This is a genomic window from Massilia sp. Root418, assembly GCF_001425265.1.
In the GTDB taxonomy this organism is placed as follows: domain Bacteria; phylum Pseudomonadota; class Gammaproteobacteria; order Burkholderiales; family Burkholderiaceae_D; genus Rugamonas.
Genome location: NZ_LMEC01000024.1, coordinates 260,172 through 276,218, shown reverse-complemented (window position 1 = coordinate 276,218; position 16,047 = coordinate 260,172). Strand labels below are relative to the sequence as shown.

Sequence of the window (16,047 nt, the reverse complement as noted above, 5' to 3'; positions counted from 1 at the left end):
GAAGTCTGACGCAACACAGGGCAGGGCTTCTTCGGAGGTCCTGCCTTTTTCTTTTTGGAGCGGGAATGCACTATCTGATGAAAACGGCGCTGCTGGCGGGCGCCATCTTCGGCTCGGCCCACCCGGCCAAGGCGGCCGACGCGGCCGGCGCGGCAGGGGCTGCGCCGCGCGTGGTCTACAGTCCTTACAAGCACCTGGCCCTGCACAACGACCCGGCCAGCAACGTCATTACCGTAGCACCGCAGGGCAAGCGCCTGCCCTACCTGGAGCACAGCAGGCAGCCCCTGACCTGGGCCTTCGCCAGCGGAGAATGCGGCGAGGAAAACTGGGGCGGGCAGCCGGCGCAGGCAGTGGCGGACGCCAACGTGGCGGCGTTTGCTTCGGCCGGCGTGGATTACATCATCTCCACCGGCGGGCAGGGCAATGTGTTCACCTGCGGCAGCGAAGAAGGCATGGAGCGCTTTATCCAGCGCTACGCGTCGCCGCAGCTGATCGGCATCGACTTCGACATCGAAGCCGGGCAGACGCCGGAACAGGTGGACTCGCTGGTGCAGCGCATTGTTGCGGCGCAGGCGAAGCATCCGCGGCTGCGCATGAGCTTTACGGTGGCCACGCATGCAGCCTCGGACGGCAGCCGCCGCAGCCTGAACGGCATGGCGGAGACGGTGCTGGAATCCGTACGCCGCAACGGCCTGCAGGACTATGTGCTGAATATCATGGTGATGGACTACGGCCCTGCCGCGAAAGCCGTGTGCGTGCTGCGCAAGGGCCGCTGCGACATGGGCGCCTCGGCGCTGCAGGCCGCGCGCAACGTGCACGAGAAGTACCGGGTGCCATACCGGCAGATCGAGCTGACCGCCATGATAGGCGTGAACGACGTGGTGGAAAACATCTTCACCCTGGCCGACATGGAGGCCATGGCGCGCGGCGCCCGCAAGCTGGGGCTGGGCGGCCTGCATTTCTGGTCGGTGGACCGCGACACGCCGTGCCGCACCGACGTGAAGGGCGCCGACGCCGCCTGCAGCGGTATGCGCGGCGTGCCCCCCGGCGCCTATGCGCGCGCGCTGGCCCGGGCTGCCCGGGCTGCGGAGGCGGGCAGGTGAGGGCGGCGGCAAGCCGCTACCTGTCGCTGGACGTGCTGCGCGGCCTGACGGTCGCGCTGATGATCGTGGTGAACACCCCGGGCGACTGGAACGCCGTGTTCGCGCCGCTGCTGCACGCCCAGTGGCACGGCTTCACCCCCACCGACTGGGTCTTTCCCACCTTCCTGTTCGTGGTCGGCAACGCGCTCAGTTTCGCGCTGCCCAAGTATGCGCGGATGGGCAACGGCGCCGTGCTGGCCAAGGTCGGCAAGCGCAGCGCCATCATCTTCCTGCTTGGCTTCCTGCTGTTCTGGTTCCCCTTCGTGGCGCAGGACGGTGCCGGCAACTGGGGCCTGATTCCGCTGTCCGGCACGCGCATCCCCGGCGTGCTGCAGCGCATTGCCCTATGCTTCGGCCTGGCCTCGCTGATCCTGCACTTCTGGAAGGAACGGGGCGCGCTGGCCTATAGCGTGCTGGCGCTGCTGGGCTACTGGCTGGTGCTGGCGCTGGGCGGCGACTATACGCTGGCCGGCAATGCCCCCGCCAGGTTCGACCTGTGGCTGCTGGGAGAACGCCACCTGTACCACGGCGAGGGCCTGCCGTTCGACCCTGAAGGGCTGCTCGGCACCATCCCCGCCACCGTCAACGTCATCGCCGGCTACTTCGCCGGCAGGCTGATACTGGCGCAGGGCGCCAACTACGAAACGCTGGCGAAACTGATGATGGCGGGCGTGCTCTGCCTCGGCGCCGCGCTGTGCTGGGACCTGGCCTTCCCGATCAACAAGAAGCTGTGGACCAGCTCCTACGTGCTCTACACGACAGGGCTGGACCTGCTGGTGCTGCCGCTGCTGATCTACGTGATCGAGATGCGCGGACAGCGCGGCTGGACATACTTCTTCGAAGTGTTCGGCAAGAACACCCTGTTCATCTATTTGCTGTCCGAGCTGGCGGTGGTGATCCTGGTGAAGACGCCGGCCGCAGCAGGCAACGGCTACGACTGGCTCTACGCGCACACCTTCCAGTCCCTGGCGCCGCCGAAGGTGGCCTCGCTGCTGTTCGCGGTGTGCTTCATGCTGGCCTGCTGGGCGGTCGGCTACGCAATGGACCGCCGCAGGGTCTATATCAAGGTGTAATCAGAACTTGAGGCGCAGGCCGGCACGGTTGGCCAGCGCCGTCAGTCCCATCATGGCCACGGCCAGCACGGCGGCGTTCAGCAAGCCCGGGACGCCGCCCGATTCCAGGCAGGGCCACCACCAGCGCGGCAGATGCAGCACCGCCGCCAGCTGCTCCCACAGGTCCGGCGCGATATAGGCGAACAGCGCGTTCGCCCCGGCCGGCATCAGCAGCGCGCTCCACGCGCGCCATTGCAACACGTCGATCAGCACGTAGAACAGCAGGAACAATGCCAGCACCAGTCCGGAGCACACCAGCGTGTAGGACTCGGTGGCCTGGATCTTGTTAATGCCGTGCAGTGGGCGCAGCAGCATGCCGGCGCCGAACAGTGCAAGCGCGAAGGCACCCATCAGCACAATGCGGCGGCGGTGGAGGGCGGCCGGCGGGGCGGCGGCGGCGTCGGGCGGCAGGCCGGCGTCCGCGCGCGGCGTGCGGCGCAGGAACAGCGTGCCGGCCAGTGCCCCCGCCAGCACGTTGGCCGACGTGGAGCCCAGCACCTGCGGCACGTTGACCAGCGCATTCAAGGCCGGGGGCAGCGGCAGCACGCCGGCCGTGCCGGCCAGGTAGAGCACGATCAGCAGCACCAGCGCCGCCAGCAGGGCAGGCTGCAGCGGCACACGCTTGTTGTCCACCGCCACGTAGATCACGCTGCACAGCAGATAAGCCCAGCCTATCATGCCGAGGATGCCCCACCAGGTGTGCTGCAGGTAGACGCTGCTGAATTCCGCATTGAGCTGCCCCCGGAACGACAGCAGCAGGAAGGCCATCAGCGCCAGCCCGGCCCAGAAGGCCGCGCCGCGCTGCGCCGTCTGCCGCCACAGCAGAATCATCGCCACGTAAAACAGCACAAAGTAGACCGCGCGCGGCAGCAGGGCGGCGGTGGCGTCGTAGCGGTAGGCATTGGCCAGCACCACGCCGGCCACCATCAGGCTGCCGGCGCGCCACAGAAAGCGGCCAAGCAAGGCCGCGCTGAAGCGCCCGCCTTCCTTGTTCAGCGCCAGCGGAATGGCGATGCCCACGATGAACAGGAAAGCGGGGAACACCAGGTCGGGCACGGTAATGCCGTCCGCCTTCGGCCCCGTGTGCTCCAGCCAATACGGAATGCCCGGCATGCCGGCAATATAGTTCACCCAGATCATGGCCAGGATGACGAAACCGCGGAACGCGTCGAGACTGAGGAGACGTGGCATGGATAAAAAATGGGGTCAGGGTTAATTAAATAATTAACCCTGACCCCATTTAGCAGTGGAGCGGCTTACTTGGCGGCGGATGCGGCGGCTGCCGAGGTGCTTGGGCGGTTAACCCACAGGATCCAGTAGCGGGCCAGGTCGGCGCGGCCGTCGGCGCCTTGCACGGTTTCCAGTACCTTGATGGCTTCTTCCTTCTTGCCGGCCATGGCGTAGGAGTAGCCCAGGCGCAGCTTGGCGTCGTCGGCGTTTTTCAGGCCGCCCTTGGCGATACCTTGCTGGATCAGGTCGATACCCTTGTCGAACTGTTCCAGCGTCACGTAGGCGTAGCCCAGGTTGACCAGGCCGGTGCCGTCCTTCGATTTCTTGGCCGACGCTTCGCCGCTGGCGATGTTTTTCACGTCGTCCGCAGCCTGCTTGTCGGCTTGCGCCTTAATCTTCTTGTGCTTGTCCGCGTTGCCGCCGGTGCCCAGCACGCCGGCTGCATAGCCCGCGTCCATGGCTTTCTTGGCTTCGATCGGCTGGCCGGCCAGCAGCGCCAGTTCAGCCATCTCCATGTAGTCTTCCTGGGACATTTTCGAGACGGCGGCTTTCTCCAGGCGGTACACGTCCAGCGCGAAGCGGGTCGAGTAGGTGGCCTTGCCCTGGGTGCGGCTCAGCAGGTCGATCCAGTAGTCGTCGGTCGGGTAGAACTGCACCAGCTTCTCGACGGCAATCAGGTAGGTGGCGGTGTCCTTGGACTTGGCGCCGGTGTTGGCCAGCAGTTGCAGCTCTTCCAGCGCGGGCGTCTTGCCGGCCTTGGTGTTCGCTTCCAGGTCTTTCAGCAGCTCGGCTTTCGCGGTGGCGAAGTCGTTGTTGAAGTAGTAGGCGCGCAGCACGTAAGGGCGCAGCTTGGTGGCGTCGCCGGTCACTTCGGCGTATTTATTGAAGGTGGCGATGGCCTTCGGATAGTCTTTGGTGTTGTAGTACAGATTGCCCAGCGCCTGGATGAAGTCGCCCTGGTCGGCGGCCGGCAGCTTGCCGGAGGCCAGTACGGCTTCCAGGCCCTGGATGGTCATGGCGTTGTTCTGGGTGACGGAGCCCAGCGATACTTTCATGCGGTTCAGCACGAATACTTCGTACGGCGTCAGGTTCGGCAGCGCTTCGGCCTGGGTGATGCGGCTCTGGACTTCGGCGTAGTTCTTGGCCGTCATCAGTTCCTTGATCTGGGCCGGGTCCATCAATTTGAAGAGTTCAGGACGCACGCTGTCAGGCTTCGGTGCTTCCGGGGCGGGCGCCGCTTTTTCAGCGGCGTGCACGCCAGCCAGCAGGGCCGGTGCGAAATTCAGGCCGAGTGCGGCAACGATCAGGCTGGTACGTGCGAAACGAAACTTGGACATGGATAATCCTTCAATCTAGATAAAGACAAACGCATATTCTCCCATAAAAAGGGACGCGCGCCGGGTTTCAAAAGTGCGTGAATTGTAACCGCAGTTACATGGCACGTGCGTAAGCTTGACCGTCGGAATCAAATAGCAGGCAGCGCCCGGCCGGCAGGTGCAGGCGCACCGCGCTGCCGGGTGCCGGCTGCAGGCCCTCGGCCGCCTGCTTGACGGCCACCATGTCGTCCACGCCCGGCAGGGCCGCGTAGACGATGGACAGGTCGCCCAGGTACTCCACGTGGCCCACCGTGGCCTGCAGCAGGTTGTCCTCCTGCGGCTTGAGCTGGTCTTCCAGCACGGCAGCCGGGCGCAGCGCCATGTGCTCGGCGCGGATGCCGATGGTGACGCGCTCGCCGCGCTGCGCTTCGCCGCCCTGGGCCGCCACTTCGATGACCGCGCCGCCGGCCGCCATCACCGCCACGAAGTGCGGCCCGGCCGCCATCACTTCGCCGGGGATGAAGTTCATCTTCGGCGAGCCGAGGAAGCCCGCCACGAACAGATTGGCCGGATTGTTGTACAGCGCCAGCGGCGCGCCGACCTGTTCGATGCGGCCGCCGTTGAACACGGCGATGCGCTCGCCCAGCGTCATCGCCTCCACCTGGTCGTGCGTCACGTAGATCATGGTGGTGTTCAGTTCCTGGTGCAGGCGGCTGATCTCCACCCGCATCTGCACGCGCAGGCTGGCGTCGAGGTTGGACAGCGGTTCGTCGAACAGGAACACTTCCGGCTTGCGCACGATGGCGCGGCCGATGGCCACGCGCTGGCGCTGGCCGCCGGACAGCTCTTTCGGTTTGCGCTTGAGCAGGGGCGTGAGCTGCAGGATGGCGGCGGCGCGCTCCACCATCTGCCTCACCTCGTCCGGCTTGTGACCGGCCAGCTTGAGGGCGAAGGCCATGTTGTCGTACACCGTCATGTGCGGGTACAGCGCATAGGACTGGAACACCATGGCGATGCGGCGCTCGGCCGGCGCCACGTCGTTGGCCAGGCGCTCGCCGATATGCAGCTGGCCGGCGGTGAGGTCCTCCAGCCCCGCGATCATGCGCAGCAGCGTGGATTTGCCGCAGCCGGACGGGCCGACGAAGACCATGAACTCGCCGTCGCGGATGTCGAGGTCCACGCCGTGGATGACGGGGTGCTTGGCGCCGTAATGCTTGACGACGCCTTTCAGGCTGACACTGGACATGGACTTAGCTCGCGGTGGCCGGTGCTTGCGCCGGGGCAGCCGGTCCCGCCTTGGCGGCGCGCGAGGTCATGGGGATGAGCTGCGACAGCACCAGCACGGGAATGGCAGAGAGCAGCACCCAGATGAAGAACTTCTGGTAGCCGAGCGCCAGCTGGATATTGCCGCTCACGTATTTGAACAGCACGAAGCCCAGCTGCATCACGCCGGTGGAGAAGGCGTAGTGCGCGGTCTGGTATTTGCCGGGGGCGACCACCTGCATCATGTAGAGGATGATGCCGACGAAGCCGAAGCCGTAGCCGAACATCTCGGCGCTCAGGGCCGCGCCGATCACGGTGAGGTCGGTGGGCTGGTAGGTGGACAGGAAATAGAACGCCAGGTTGGGCAGGTTGACCGCCAGGATCAGCCACAGCATGGCGCGCTTGAGGCTCAGCCAGGAAGTGAAGTAGCCGCCCGCGATGGAGCCGATGATGAAGGCGATGGTGCCGGTGGTGCCGTACACGGCGCCCACTTCGGACGTGGTGAGCCCCAGGCCGCCGAGGTGGCGCGCTTCGCGCAGGAACAGCGGGCCGATGGTCTGGATCTGCGCCTCGCCTGCGCGGAACAGGATGATGAACAGGATGGAGACCCAGATGCCAGGCTTGTTGACATAGTCGATGATGACGTCCTTGAGCGTGCGGGCGATGCCGGCCGCCGTGGTGTCCGGCGTCACCACGTTCCAGGCCGGCGGCAGCGCCCAGCTGTGGTACAGGCCCAGCGCCACCATGGTGGCGGCCAGGATGCAGAAGATGATGGTCCAGGCGGGCACCACGCCCTGCGATTTTTCCAGGTAGCCGGCCAGGATCACCAGCCCGCCCAGCGAGATGAAGCGGCCGGCGTTGAAGAAGGTGCCGGTCCAGCCGGCATATTCGGCCTGCTGCTTTTCAGTCAGGCTGGCGATGTACAGGCCGTCGCAGGCGATGTCGTGGGTGGCCGAGCAGACCGCCACCAGGGCCAGCACGGCCACGCAGGCGGACAGCCAGAACGGCAGCTGCAGCGCCAGCGCCACCAGGCCGAGGCACACGCCGCCGGCCAGCTGGAAACCGACCACGATGAGTTTTTTGCTGCCTGCCAGTTCCAGGAAGGGACTCCACAGCGGCTTGAACACCCAGGCGAAGCCGATGTAGGCGGTCCAGTGCGCGATGTCGTCGTTCGGCACGCCCATTGACTTGAGCATCAGGCTGGCGATCAGCGCCACGGCGAAGAAGGGCAGGCCCTGCGCAAAGTACAGCGTGGGGACCCAGGCCATGGGGCTGCGGGTGGTGGTCTTTTCCATTATTGCGTCATCCTGTTGTTATATGTGTGCGCGTCGGTCTGGCGGGTTACGCGCTGCGCGCTAACCCGCCCTACGGGATGCGGCGGCCGGCGCCGTCTGTTGCTTCGTCAATCGAAACCCGGCACCGGGCAGCGGCCCTGCGCTTCCAGTTCGCCGGACAGCCAGGCGTTGACCGCCTCCAGCGCGGGCGCGGCGAAGCCGTAGGTCATCAGCGCGGGCGCGGCGATGTCCAGCGCCTGGTAGGGATTCCACAGCGCCAGGTGCAGGTCCGGTGTCCACGTGGCGCGCGGCCCGGCGCCGTAGCGCAGGCGCGAGGTGGAGGCCAGCACCGTGTAGCGGCCGTCCTGCGGCAGCGCGGACCAGTCGAAGGCGTCGGCGTCCGAATAGGTCACCAGCTCCACGTCGTATAGCCGGCCCAGCGAGGCCGCCACCGCGGCGGCCGGCACGCCCGCTTCGGATACGCCGTCGCTCACCACGTCCTGCCGCGCCACCAGGCGCACCCTGGCGCCGGCAGCCGGGCGCTGCGGGTCGCCGCGCGCGGTGAGGGCGCGGCGCCAGCCTTCGGCCATCACTTCGCGGTCGGCCGCGTCTTCCTTGTAGGAGCGCGGCTTGCACGGGTAGGCTTGCGCCAGCGCCGTCAGGCGCGCCAGGCGCTGGTCCACGCCGGCCTGCGGCAGCGAGCCTTCGGCCAGCGCGGCCGCGATGGCGTTCAGGGTCTCGTCCTGCGTTTCCGGGGTGCCCAGCGCCATCACCATGTCGGCGCCGGCCATCAGCGCGCGCACGGCGGCGTTGCCCACGCCGTAGCGGCCGGCGATGGCGTGCATGTCCATGCCGTCGGTGATGATCACGCCACGGTAGTGCCACTGCTTGCGCAGCAGGCCGTCCAGGATGGCGGGCGACATGGTGGCCGGGTTGCCGGCGTCGATGGACGGGTAGACGATGTGCGCCGTCATCATCGCGGGCGCCGTGGGCGCGGCCAGCTTGAAGGGCTTGAACTCGAAGTTCTCCAGTTCGGACAAGGGCTTGTCCACGGTGGGCAGGTCGCGGTGCGAATCGACGTGGGTGTCGCCGTGGCCGGGGAAATGCTTCACGCAGCAGGCCACGCCTTCTGCGTGGCTGCCCGCCATCCAGGCCATCGCCAGCTCGGCGGCGCGCTGCGGCTCGGCGCCGAAGGAGCGCTCGGCGATCACCGGGTTGTTGGGGTTGTTGTTCAGGTCCAGCACCGGCGCGAAGTTCCAGTTGAAGCCCAGCGACTTGACCGCGCGCGCCACGGCGGCGCCGGTGCGGTAGGCCAGGTCGGTGTCGTCGGCCGCGCCCAGGCCCATGGCGGCGGGCGGCGCCGGCACCCAGGTGGAACGCACCACGGCGCCGCCTTCCTGGTCGATGGCGATCAGCGCGTCCGGGCCCATCACGGCGCGCAGGTCGGCGGTCAGCCTGGCCAGCTGTTCGGAATCGCTCATGTTCCCTCGGAACAGGCACACGCCGCGGATGCTGTTGGTGCGGATGAAATCGGCGGTGGCCTCGTCCAGCACGGTGCCGGGGAAGCGGATCATGATCAGCTGGCCGGCGATTTTTCGAAGTTCCTGGTGGTTCATTTGACTGCTCCGTCCATGCCGCGCATGAAGTAACGTTGGGTGAAAAGGAAAGCTGCCAGCGTGGGCAGGATGGTGAGCACCGTGCCGGCGGCGATCACCCGGGTGCTGCTGCCGAAGGTGCCGCGCAGGTACAGCACGCCCACCGACAGCGGAAACTCGTCCGGCTTGCTCATCACGATGGAAGGCCAGATGTATTCGTTCCACGCCTCCACCGCCGTCAGGATGCCCACCGTGGCCAGCCAGGGCGCGATCAGCGGCAGCATGATGCGGGTGAAGATGATCCATTCGGAAGCGCCGTCCACGCGCGCCGCGTCGATCAGGTCCTGCGGCACTTCCTCGAAGGCCTGCTTGAGCAGCAGGATGGCGACCGCGGTCACCACGTTGGGCAATATCACGCCGGCGTAGGTGTCCACCAGGCTCAGTTTTGTCACGGTGATGAAGTTGACCAGGAAGTTCACCTCGGAGGGCAGCACCAGGGTGGCCAGGATCAGCCCGAACACCAGCTGGCGTCCCTTGAACTGCATGCGCGCCAGCGGGTAGGCGGCCATGGAGCACAGCGCCAGCTTCCAGAACACCGTGAACGCGGCGATCAGGATGGAGTTCTTGAAGAAGGCCAGGAAGGGAATCACGCGGAACGCTTCCTCAAAGTTCGCCAGCGAAGGCGACTTGGGCCAGAAGGTGGGCGGGAAGGCGAAGATGTTGCCTTCGGTGGAAACGGCCGTCACCACCGTCCACCAGAACGGGAACACGCACACCAGTGCGATGGCGCACAGCACGGCGTAGTGCAGGGCGGTGCGCGCTTTCAATTTTGCCTCGGCTTCAGGTAGCGCAGGCACAGCATGGCGATGCCGACGCAAAATACGGAGACCACGAAACTGGCGGCCAGCGCGCGCGGCAGCTTCAAATGCTTCAGCCCCTGGTCGTACGAGTAGTACAGCGCGGTGAAGGTGGAGTTCATCGGTCCGCCCTGTGTTAGCACGTCCACCTCCTGGTAGGCCTTCAGCGCGGCCAGCACGGACAGGATGGTGCACACCATGATGGTGGGGCGCAGCATGGGCACGGTGATTTTCCAGAAACGCTGCCAGCGGCTGGCGCCGTCGAGGATGGCGGCTTCCTGCATGTCCGCCGGTACGGCCTGCAGCGCGGCCAGGTACATCACCATATACCAGCCCAGGCCGCGCCACAGCGTGACGAACATGATGCAGAACAGCGCCAGGGTATCGTTCGACAGCCAGCCGATGGGGGCATCGGCGAAGCGCATCGCCATCAGCACATAATTGAGCGCACCCTGCTCGTGGAACATGAAGCCCCACATGATGCCGACCACGGACACGGTGGTCACCACCGGCACGTAGAAGGCGGCGCGGAACAGGCGAATGCCCGGCAGGCGGTTATTCACCAGCACCGCCAGGCCCAGCGCGCCGACCTGCACGAAGGGCACCATCAGCAGGAATACCAGCGAATTTTTCAAGCCGGTGACGAACATCTCGTTATCGAAGATGTAGCGGAAGTTATCCAGCCCCACCCATGAGGTAGGCCGGATCAGGCTGTAATCGGTGAAGGCCAGGTAAGAGCCGAAGCCGACCGGCCAGAACGAAAACGCCGCCAGCAAAACCAGCGCAGGCGCCAGGAACAGCCACGCCGCCAAAGTGGTCCGCCGCGTGCTCACAGCACCGCCCCCGCAGTCGTTGCCTGCGCCGGCTGTAGCGTCAAGTAGGGCGGGTTAGCCGCAGGCGTAAGCCGCCAAGCGCTGCGCGGCTGCCGGCCCAGCTTCTTGTTCCAGACAGCGGCAGCCGCATCCAGCGCCTGCTTGATATCCTGCCGTCCGGTCACGCCGGCTTCGACCGCCTTCACCAGCGAGCGCCGCAACTCGTCATAATCCGTCACCCCCGACACGTACAGCGTATGCGAATGCGGCATCGACACCGCCCCGGCCGACACCGCCTTCTCCGCAGCGCCCGCATTGGCCGGCACCGCCAGGAAAAACGGATCGCGCGACGCTTCGGCCGCCGCCGGGTACACGCTGGCCTGTTTGGCGAAAGCCAGCTGGTTCGCATCGTTGGTCAGATAGCGGGCGAACTCGCCGATCTGCGGCAGCAGCTTTTTGTCCACCCCGGCAGGCACGGCAAAGTGCACCAGCCAGCCGCCGTCGGCAATGCCGGTCGGGCCGAGCGGCGCGGGCGCCACGTCGGTCTTTGCATAGATGTCCCTGGCGTCCGTTTCGATGCGCTTGACGGCGGTCGGCGGCGCCAGCAGCATGCCGAGCCGGCCGCCCTTGTAGGCGTCGATCGCGGCGGGGAAGTTGTCCTCGGCGAACAGGCTGTCCTTTAGCAGGCCGCCGGCCTTGTAGGTCTCGGCCAGCTTGGCAATCAGCGCCACGTGCGCCGGCGAGTTGAAGGCTGCGCGGCCGTCCTTGATCACCGGCAGGCCTTGCTGCATCATCAGGCCGTCGATCTTGGCCAGCGCGGGGCACAGGCCGGCCTTGCCGGTGCGCTGGGCGATCTGGCGCGCGAACGCGAGCTGCTCGTCCAGGCTGCGCGGCGCGCGCGCCAGGCCGGCGGCCTTGAAGATCTCGGTGTTGTAGCTGATGACCGCGACGTTGCTGTACATGGGGAAGCCGTACGTCTTGCCGCTGAAGGTGAGGTCTTCCAGCGCGCTGGCCAGGTAGCGCTGGCGGGCGCCCTGCAGCAGCGCATCGACCGGCGTGAGCAGGCCGTCGCGTGCGAATTCATCGGCCCAGGGCACATTCAGGTTGACCAGCGCGGGCGGCGTGCCGGCCACGATGCGGGTGACCAGCTTGGTCTGGATGATGTCCCATGGGAAGTCGACCCATTCGACCTTCACGCCGGGGTGGCTGGCTTCGTAGTTGCGCGCCAGGCCCTCGAAGTAGGGTGTGAATTTGGGTTTCATGCTGAAAGTCCAGAATTCGATTTTCTGGACCGGCGGCGCGGCGAAGGCGCACGTTGCGGCGCCCAGGGCCATCAATGCTGTCAGTAGTGATGTGATGTTCATCGATGGGTCCTGGGACGGCGGGTTACGCTGCGCTAACCCGCCCTACACAGCGTATCGCTGCAACGTAGGGCGGGTTAGGCGCAGCCGTAACCCGCCGGCATTTAGTTGGTCTTGGTGACTTTGCTCAAGTGGCGCGGACGGTCCGGGTCCAGCCCGCGCGCGGCGGACAGCTTCGCCGCCATCACGTAGAAGGCCTGGATGGCGACGATAGGGTCGAGGTCCGGCGTGGCCGCCACCGGCAGCGTGAGGTCGCGCTGGGCCACATCGTCCGGCGCCGCCAGCAGCACGCGCGCGCCGCGCCCGCGCATCTCGTCGGCCAGCGCCAGCAGGCCTGCCTGGGTGGGGCCGCGCGTGGCGAAGATCAGCAGCGGATAGCCTTCTTCGATCAGCGCCATCGGGCCATGCTTGATCTCGGCCCCGCTGAACGCTTCGGCTTGCAGCGCCGATGTTTCCTTGAATTTCAGCGCGGACTCCAGCGCCACCGGGAAGCTGATGCCGCGTCCCACCACCATGATGTTCTTGGCCGGCGCCAGCACGTCCAGCGCGGGCGACCAGTCGGCTTCGGTGGCTGTCCGCAGCGATTCGGGCAGGGCTTGCAGGCCGTCCAGCAGCTCGGGGTCGTTCTGCCATTGCGCCACCAGGCGTGCGCCGGCCACCAGCGAGGTGATGAAGCTCTTGGTGGCGGCCACGCTCTGCTCTTTGCCTGCGCGCAGCGGCATGGACCACTCGGCCGCTTGCGCCAGCGGGGAATCGATGTCGTTCACCAGCGCCACGGTGGTGGCGCCGCCGTCGCGGAAGTAGCGGATCGGTTCCACCACGTCCGGGCTCTGGCCCGATTGCGACACCGCGATGGTCAGCGTGTCCCGGGTGATCAGCGGCGACTTGTGCAGGGTCACCAGCGACATCGGCAGCGAGGCCACCACGCGCCCCAGGCGCGCCATGATCAGGTAGGCGATGTAGTTGCAGGCGTGGTCCGAGCTGCCGCGCGCCACCGTCAGCGCGGTCGAGAAGGGCGTGCTCCTCAATTTGCGTCCCAGGTCCGCGTAGCGGTCCGCGTCGTTCGCCAGTTGCAGCGCGACGCATTCCGCAGCGGACAGGGCTTCTTTAAGCATCATTGAGGTCACAACGTTCTCCTTCGATATAAACGGCTTTGAGTTTGAGATCGCGATCCAGTACCACCAGATCGGCATACGCGCCCGGCGCAAGGCGGCCGCGTTCCTGCAGGCCGAGGTAGTCGGCCGCGTTGGTTGAGACGCGGGCCGAGGCGTCCGCCAGGTCCAGTCCGAGTCCGACCAGGTTGCGCAGCGCCTGGTCCAGTGTGAGGGTGCTGCCGGCCAAGGTGCCGTCGGGTAGCCGCACGCCGCCCATGCATTTGTGGACCACGTGCCGGCCCAGCATGTATTCGCCGTCCGGCATGCCGGTGGCGGCGGTGGAGTCGGTGACGCAGTACAGGCGCGGGATGGCGCGCAGGGCGGTCTTGATGGCGCCCGGGTGCACGTGCAGCAGGTCCGGTATCAGCTCGGCGTATTCGGCATGCGCCAGCGCGGCGCCCACCATGCCGGGCTCGCGGTGGTGCAGGCCGCTCATGGCGTTGAACAGGTGGGTGAAGCCGGCCGCGCCGTGCTCCAGCGCGGCCACGCCGTCTTCGTATGAGCCCAGCGTGTGGCCGATCTGTACCCGCATGCCTTCGTTGGCCAGTTCGCGCACCAGGCCAAGGTGGCCGGCGATTTCCGGCGCCACGGTGATCACGCGCAGCGGCGCCATCGCTTCCAGGCGCTGCACTTCGGCCAGCGTGGCGGCGCGCGCGAAGTTGGGCTGCGCGCCGAGCTTGCCGGAGTTGATGTAAGGGCCTTCGAGGTGGGCGCCCAGCACCCGCGCTTCGTTCTTGCCGCGCTGGCGCACCGCCTTGCCGATGGCGGTGAGCGCGATGTCGATGTCTTCCGGCGGCGCGGTCATGGTGGTGGCCAGCAGGCTGGTGGTGCCGTGCTGCGCGTGGATGCGCGCGATGGTGTGGATTGCGTCGCCGCCTTCCATCACGTCCTTGCCGGCGCCGCCGTGCACGTGCAGGTCGATAAAGCCGGGGATGACGTAATCGTCGCCGTTCTGCCGCGGGTCCACCGCGGCGCCGTCGATGCCGGCGATGCGTTCGCCGAAGGAGATTGCGCCGCCCAGCCAGCCGGCCGGGGTCAGGATATTGCCTTGGATCGTTACACCGCTCATCTGCGCGACTCCGCTACAAATTCATAATAATCGCTGCGGCAGTAGGAGTGCGTAAGCTCCACCGCTGCGCCGTTTTCGAGATAACTCACGCGCGTGATATGCAGCATGGCTTCGCCGGGCTGGATGTTCGCCAGTTTGGCTTGTTCCGTGGTGGCGTTGACCGCGCGGATGTGCTGCAGCGCGCGCATCGGCACCGTGCCGTTGGCTTCCAGGAAGCCGTACAGGGATCCGGTTACGCTATGCGGGTTCGGCATATAGCTGGCCGGGATGGTGGTGGTTTCGATGGCCATCACCACGTCGTCGGCGGTGCGCAGGCGCTTCAGGCGTGCCACCGGCATATTGGGCGACAGGCCCAGCGACAGCAGCTCCAGCGGCGCCGCTATGCCGATCTCGCGCTGCAGCCAGCGCGAACCTGCCGTGAAGCCGCGCTGGCGCAGCTCTTCGGAGAAGCTGGTCAGGCGCGACAGCGGCTGTTCCAGTTTCGGCGTGATGTAGGTGCCGGAGCCGCGCTTGCGGGTCAGCATGCCGCGGTCGCACAGCATGTCGATGGCCTTGCGCGCGGTGACCCGCGAGATGTCGAGCATTTCCGAGAGCACGCGCTCGGACGGCAGCGCCTCATTGGCGCGCCAGTCGCCGCTGGCGATGCCGTCGGACAGCTTGTTCGCCAGCTGCATGTACAGCGGCGTGTCGCTTTCATGGTCTGGCCTGAAATCGCTCAACTGGTCTAGCACGGGTGGCTCCTTGCTCAGGGTTGGGAGAGGTCTTGATTCTGCTGCTGCGCATGCAGCATCTGCTGCAGATGCTGCTGGATCAGCCGCAGGCCGCCGGCCGCCGAATCGCCTTGCGGCGCGACGATGCGGCGCAGCAGCTCGGACGGCAGGTAGGCGCGCAAGGGCTCGCCCAGGCCGCCACACAGCGCGATCGGCAGCTTGCCGGAGGCGTCCAGCGCCTGCGCGATCAGGGCCACCTGGCGGCCCGCTTCAAGCAGGATGGAACGCGCCACCTCGTCCGTGTCCGCATGCTGGAGCACGATGCGCGCCAGGTGCGCGTAATGGGTCTGCGTGGCGTTGGCCAGCCAGACCTGGATGGCGTTGCGTTCGCCGCCGCAGGCGTTGATGACGGTGGCCGCGAAGGCGCCGCCTTCCGCGCGCCCGTCGATCACCTGCTGGATATGGTTGATGGCGCGCAGGCCGATCCAGGCACCGCCCGCTTCGTCGCCGGCCGGGAAGCCCCAGCCGCCCACTTCCTTACGGCTGCCGTCGGCCAGCAGGATTTCGCCCACGCTGCCGGTGCCCAGCGCGATGATTGCGCCCGGCTGGCCCTGGTGCGCGCCCAGCACCGTGGTGTAGGCGTCCGTTTCCAGCGCCACCGCCGCGTAGCCGGGATTGGCCGCCACGAAGTTGGCTGCCCATTGGCGGTTGTGCACGCCCGCCAGGCCGAGGCCGATGGCGATGCGCTCGCGCGCCGGGACGTCCAGGCCGCTGGCCTTGAAGGCCTTGGCCGCTGCATCCTCCACCGAGGACCAGGCGTTCTTGATGCCGTGCAGCAGGCCGGACGGGCCGCTGTCGCCTTCGCCCAGCGCTGCGCCGTTGCTGCGCATCAGGCGCACCCGGGTGCCGCTGCCGCCGCCGTCGACGCCGATTAAGAATTCGATCATGTTCATGTGTGTGTGAGGAGCTGTGGGGCACTATATGGTTGCCCAACCAGCTTGTCAACAGGTATTTAACTGGTATTGTATTTGGGTGAAGTGGACTTGCTTTCCAGTGCGACAATCGATTGCTAAGTCTTTGTTTGTGAAGAGAAAAATATTTGCGGGCCTTGGTATGGGATCTGGTCTGGCATAAGGCCAATTTTTGCCGGCG

At 66.6% G+C, this 16,047-nt stretch carries 14 protein-coding genes; 2 read left to right on the top strand and 12 right to left on the bottom strand.

Annotated elements, in window-relative coordinates; genetic code table 11:
* Positions 1 to 65 precede the first annotated feature (65 nt).
* Entirely contained in the window at positions 66 to 1,103 is a 1,038-nt protein-coding gene (locus ASC94_RS33910) for a hypothetical protein (RefSeq protein WP_056403181.1), read from the top strand.
* Entirely contained in the window at positions 1,100 to 2,215 is a 1,116-nt protein-coding gene (locus ASC94_RS33905) for an acyltransferase family protein (RefSeq protein ID WP_056403180.1), read from the top strand. Before ASC94_RS33910 ends, ASC94_RS33905 begins: the two co-directional genes overlap by 4 nt.
* Here ASC94_RS33905 and ASC94_RS26325 read toward each other — a convergent pair whose 3' ends face one another.
* The 12 genes from ASC94_RS26325 to ASC94_RS26270 all read right to left on the bottom strand — a co-directional run bounded on the left by ASC94_RS26325 (position 2,216) and on the right by ASC94_RS26270 (position 15,842).
* Positions 2,216 to 3,445 (bottom strand): DUF5009 domain-containing protein, encoded by a 1,230-nt coding sequence (locus ASC94_RS26325; protein ID WP_082616854.1) that lies wholly within the window; start codon positions 3,443 to 3,445, stop codon positions 2,216 to 2,218.
* Between the two features lie 65 nt (positions 3,446 to 3,510).
* Positions 3,511 to 4,821 (bottom strand): lipopolysaccharide assembly protein LapB, encoded by a 1,311-nt coding sequence (locus ASC94_RS26320; RefSeq protein ID WP_056403175.1) that lies wholly within the window; start codon positions 4,819 to 4,821, stop codon positions 3,511 to 3,513.
* 94 nt (positions 4,822 to 4,915) lie between these two features.
* Positions 4,916 to 6,046, bottom strand: a complete 1,131-nt coding sequence (locus ASC94_RS26315) for an ABC transporter ATP-binding protein (RefSeq protein ID WP_056403172.1) — start codon at positions 6,044 to 6,046, stop codon at positions 4,916 to 4,918.
* 4 nt (positions 6,047 to 6,050) lie between these two features.
* Positions 6,051 to 7,358 (bottom strand): MFS transporter, encoded by a 1,308-nt coding sequence (locus ASC94_RS26310; RefSeq protein WP_056403169.1) that lies wholly within the window; start codon positions 7,356 to 7,358, stop codon positions 6,051 to 6,053.
* A gap of 107 nt (positions 7,359 to 7,465) precedes the next feature.
* Complete coding sequence (nagZ, locus tag ASC94_RS26305) at positions 7,466 to 8,953, bottom strand: beta-N-acetylhexosaminidase (protein WP_056403166.1); 1,488 nt, start codon at positions 8,951 to 8,953, stop codon at positions 7,466 to 7,468.
* Positions 8,950 to 9,759 carry a carbohydrate ABC transporter permease gene (locus ASC94_RS26300; protein WP_157201598.1) on the bottom strand — a complete coding sequence of 270 codons (810 nt, stop codon included), beginning with the start codon at positions 9,757 to 9,759 and terminating at the stop codon, positions 8,950 to 8,952. The genes nagZ and ASC94_RS26300 overlap by 4 nt, the downstream gene beginning before the upstream one ends.
* Positions 9,756 to 10,622 carry a carbohydrate ABC transporter permease gene (locus ASC94_RS26295; protein ID WP_056403160.1) on the bottom strand — a complete coding sequence of 289 codons (867 nt, stop codon included), beginning with the start codon at positions 10,620 to 10,622 and terminating at the stop codon, positions 9,756 to 9,758. The genes ASC94_RS26300 and ASC94_RS26295 overlap by 4 nt, the downstream gene beginning before the upstream one ends.
* Complete coding sequence (locus tag ASC94_RS26290) at positions 10,619 to 11,863, bottom strand: ABC transporter substrate-binding protein (RefSeq protein WP_229417417.1); 1,245 nt, start codon at positions 11,861 to 11,863, stop codon at positions 10,619 to 10,621. Before ASC94_RS26290 ends, ASC94_RS26295 begins: the two co-directional genes overlap by 4 nt.
* Positions 11,864 to 12,066: 203 nt before the next feature.
* The gene (locus ASC94_RS26285; RefSeq protein ID WP_056403157.1) at positions 12,067 to 13,080 is read right to left on the bottom strand and encodes an SIS domain-containing protein; all 1,014 of its coding nucleotides are present in this window, start codon (positions 13,078 to 13,080) and stop codon (positions 12,067 to 12,069) included.
* A complete protein-coding gene (gene nagA / locus ASC94_RS26280) occupies positions 13,070 to 14,185 on the bottom strand; it encodes an N-acetylglucosamine-6-phosphate deacetylase (RefSeq protein WP_056403154.1) in 1,116 nt (371 codons plus the stop codon). Before nagA ends, ASC94_RS26285 begins: the two co-directional genes overlap by 11 nt.
* Positions 14,182 to 14,859, bottom strand: coding sequence for a GntR family transcriptional regulator (locus tag ASC94_RS26275; protein WP_056403537.1), 678 nt, complete (start codon positions 14,857 to 14,859; stop codon positions 14,182 to 14,184). Before ASC94_RS26275 ends, nagA begins: the two co-directional genes overlap by 4 nt.
* Positions 14,860 to 14,930: 71 nt before the next feature.
* Entirely contained in the window at positions 14,931 to 15,842 is a 912-nt protein-coding gene (locus ASC94_RS26270; RefSeq protein ID WP_056403532.1) for a BadF/BadG/BcrA/BcrD ATPase family protein, read from the bottom strand.
* Positions 15,843 to 16,047 lie beyond the last annotated feature (205 nt).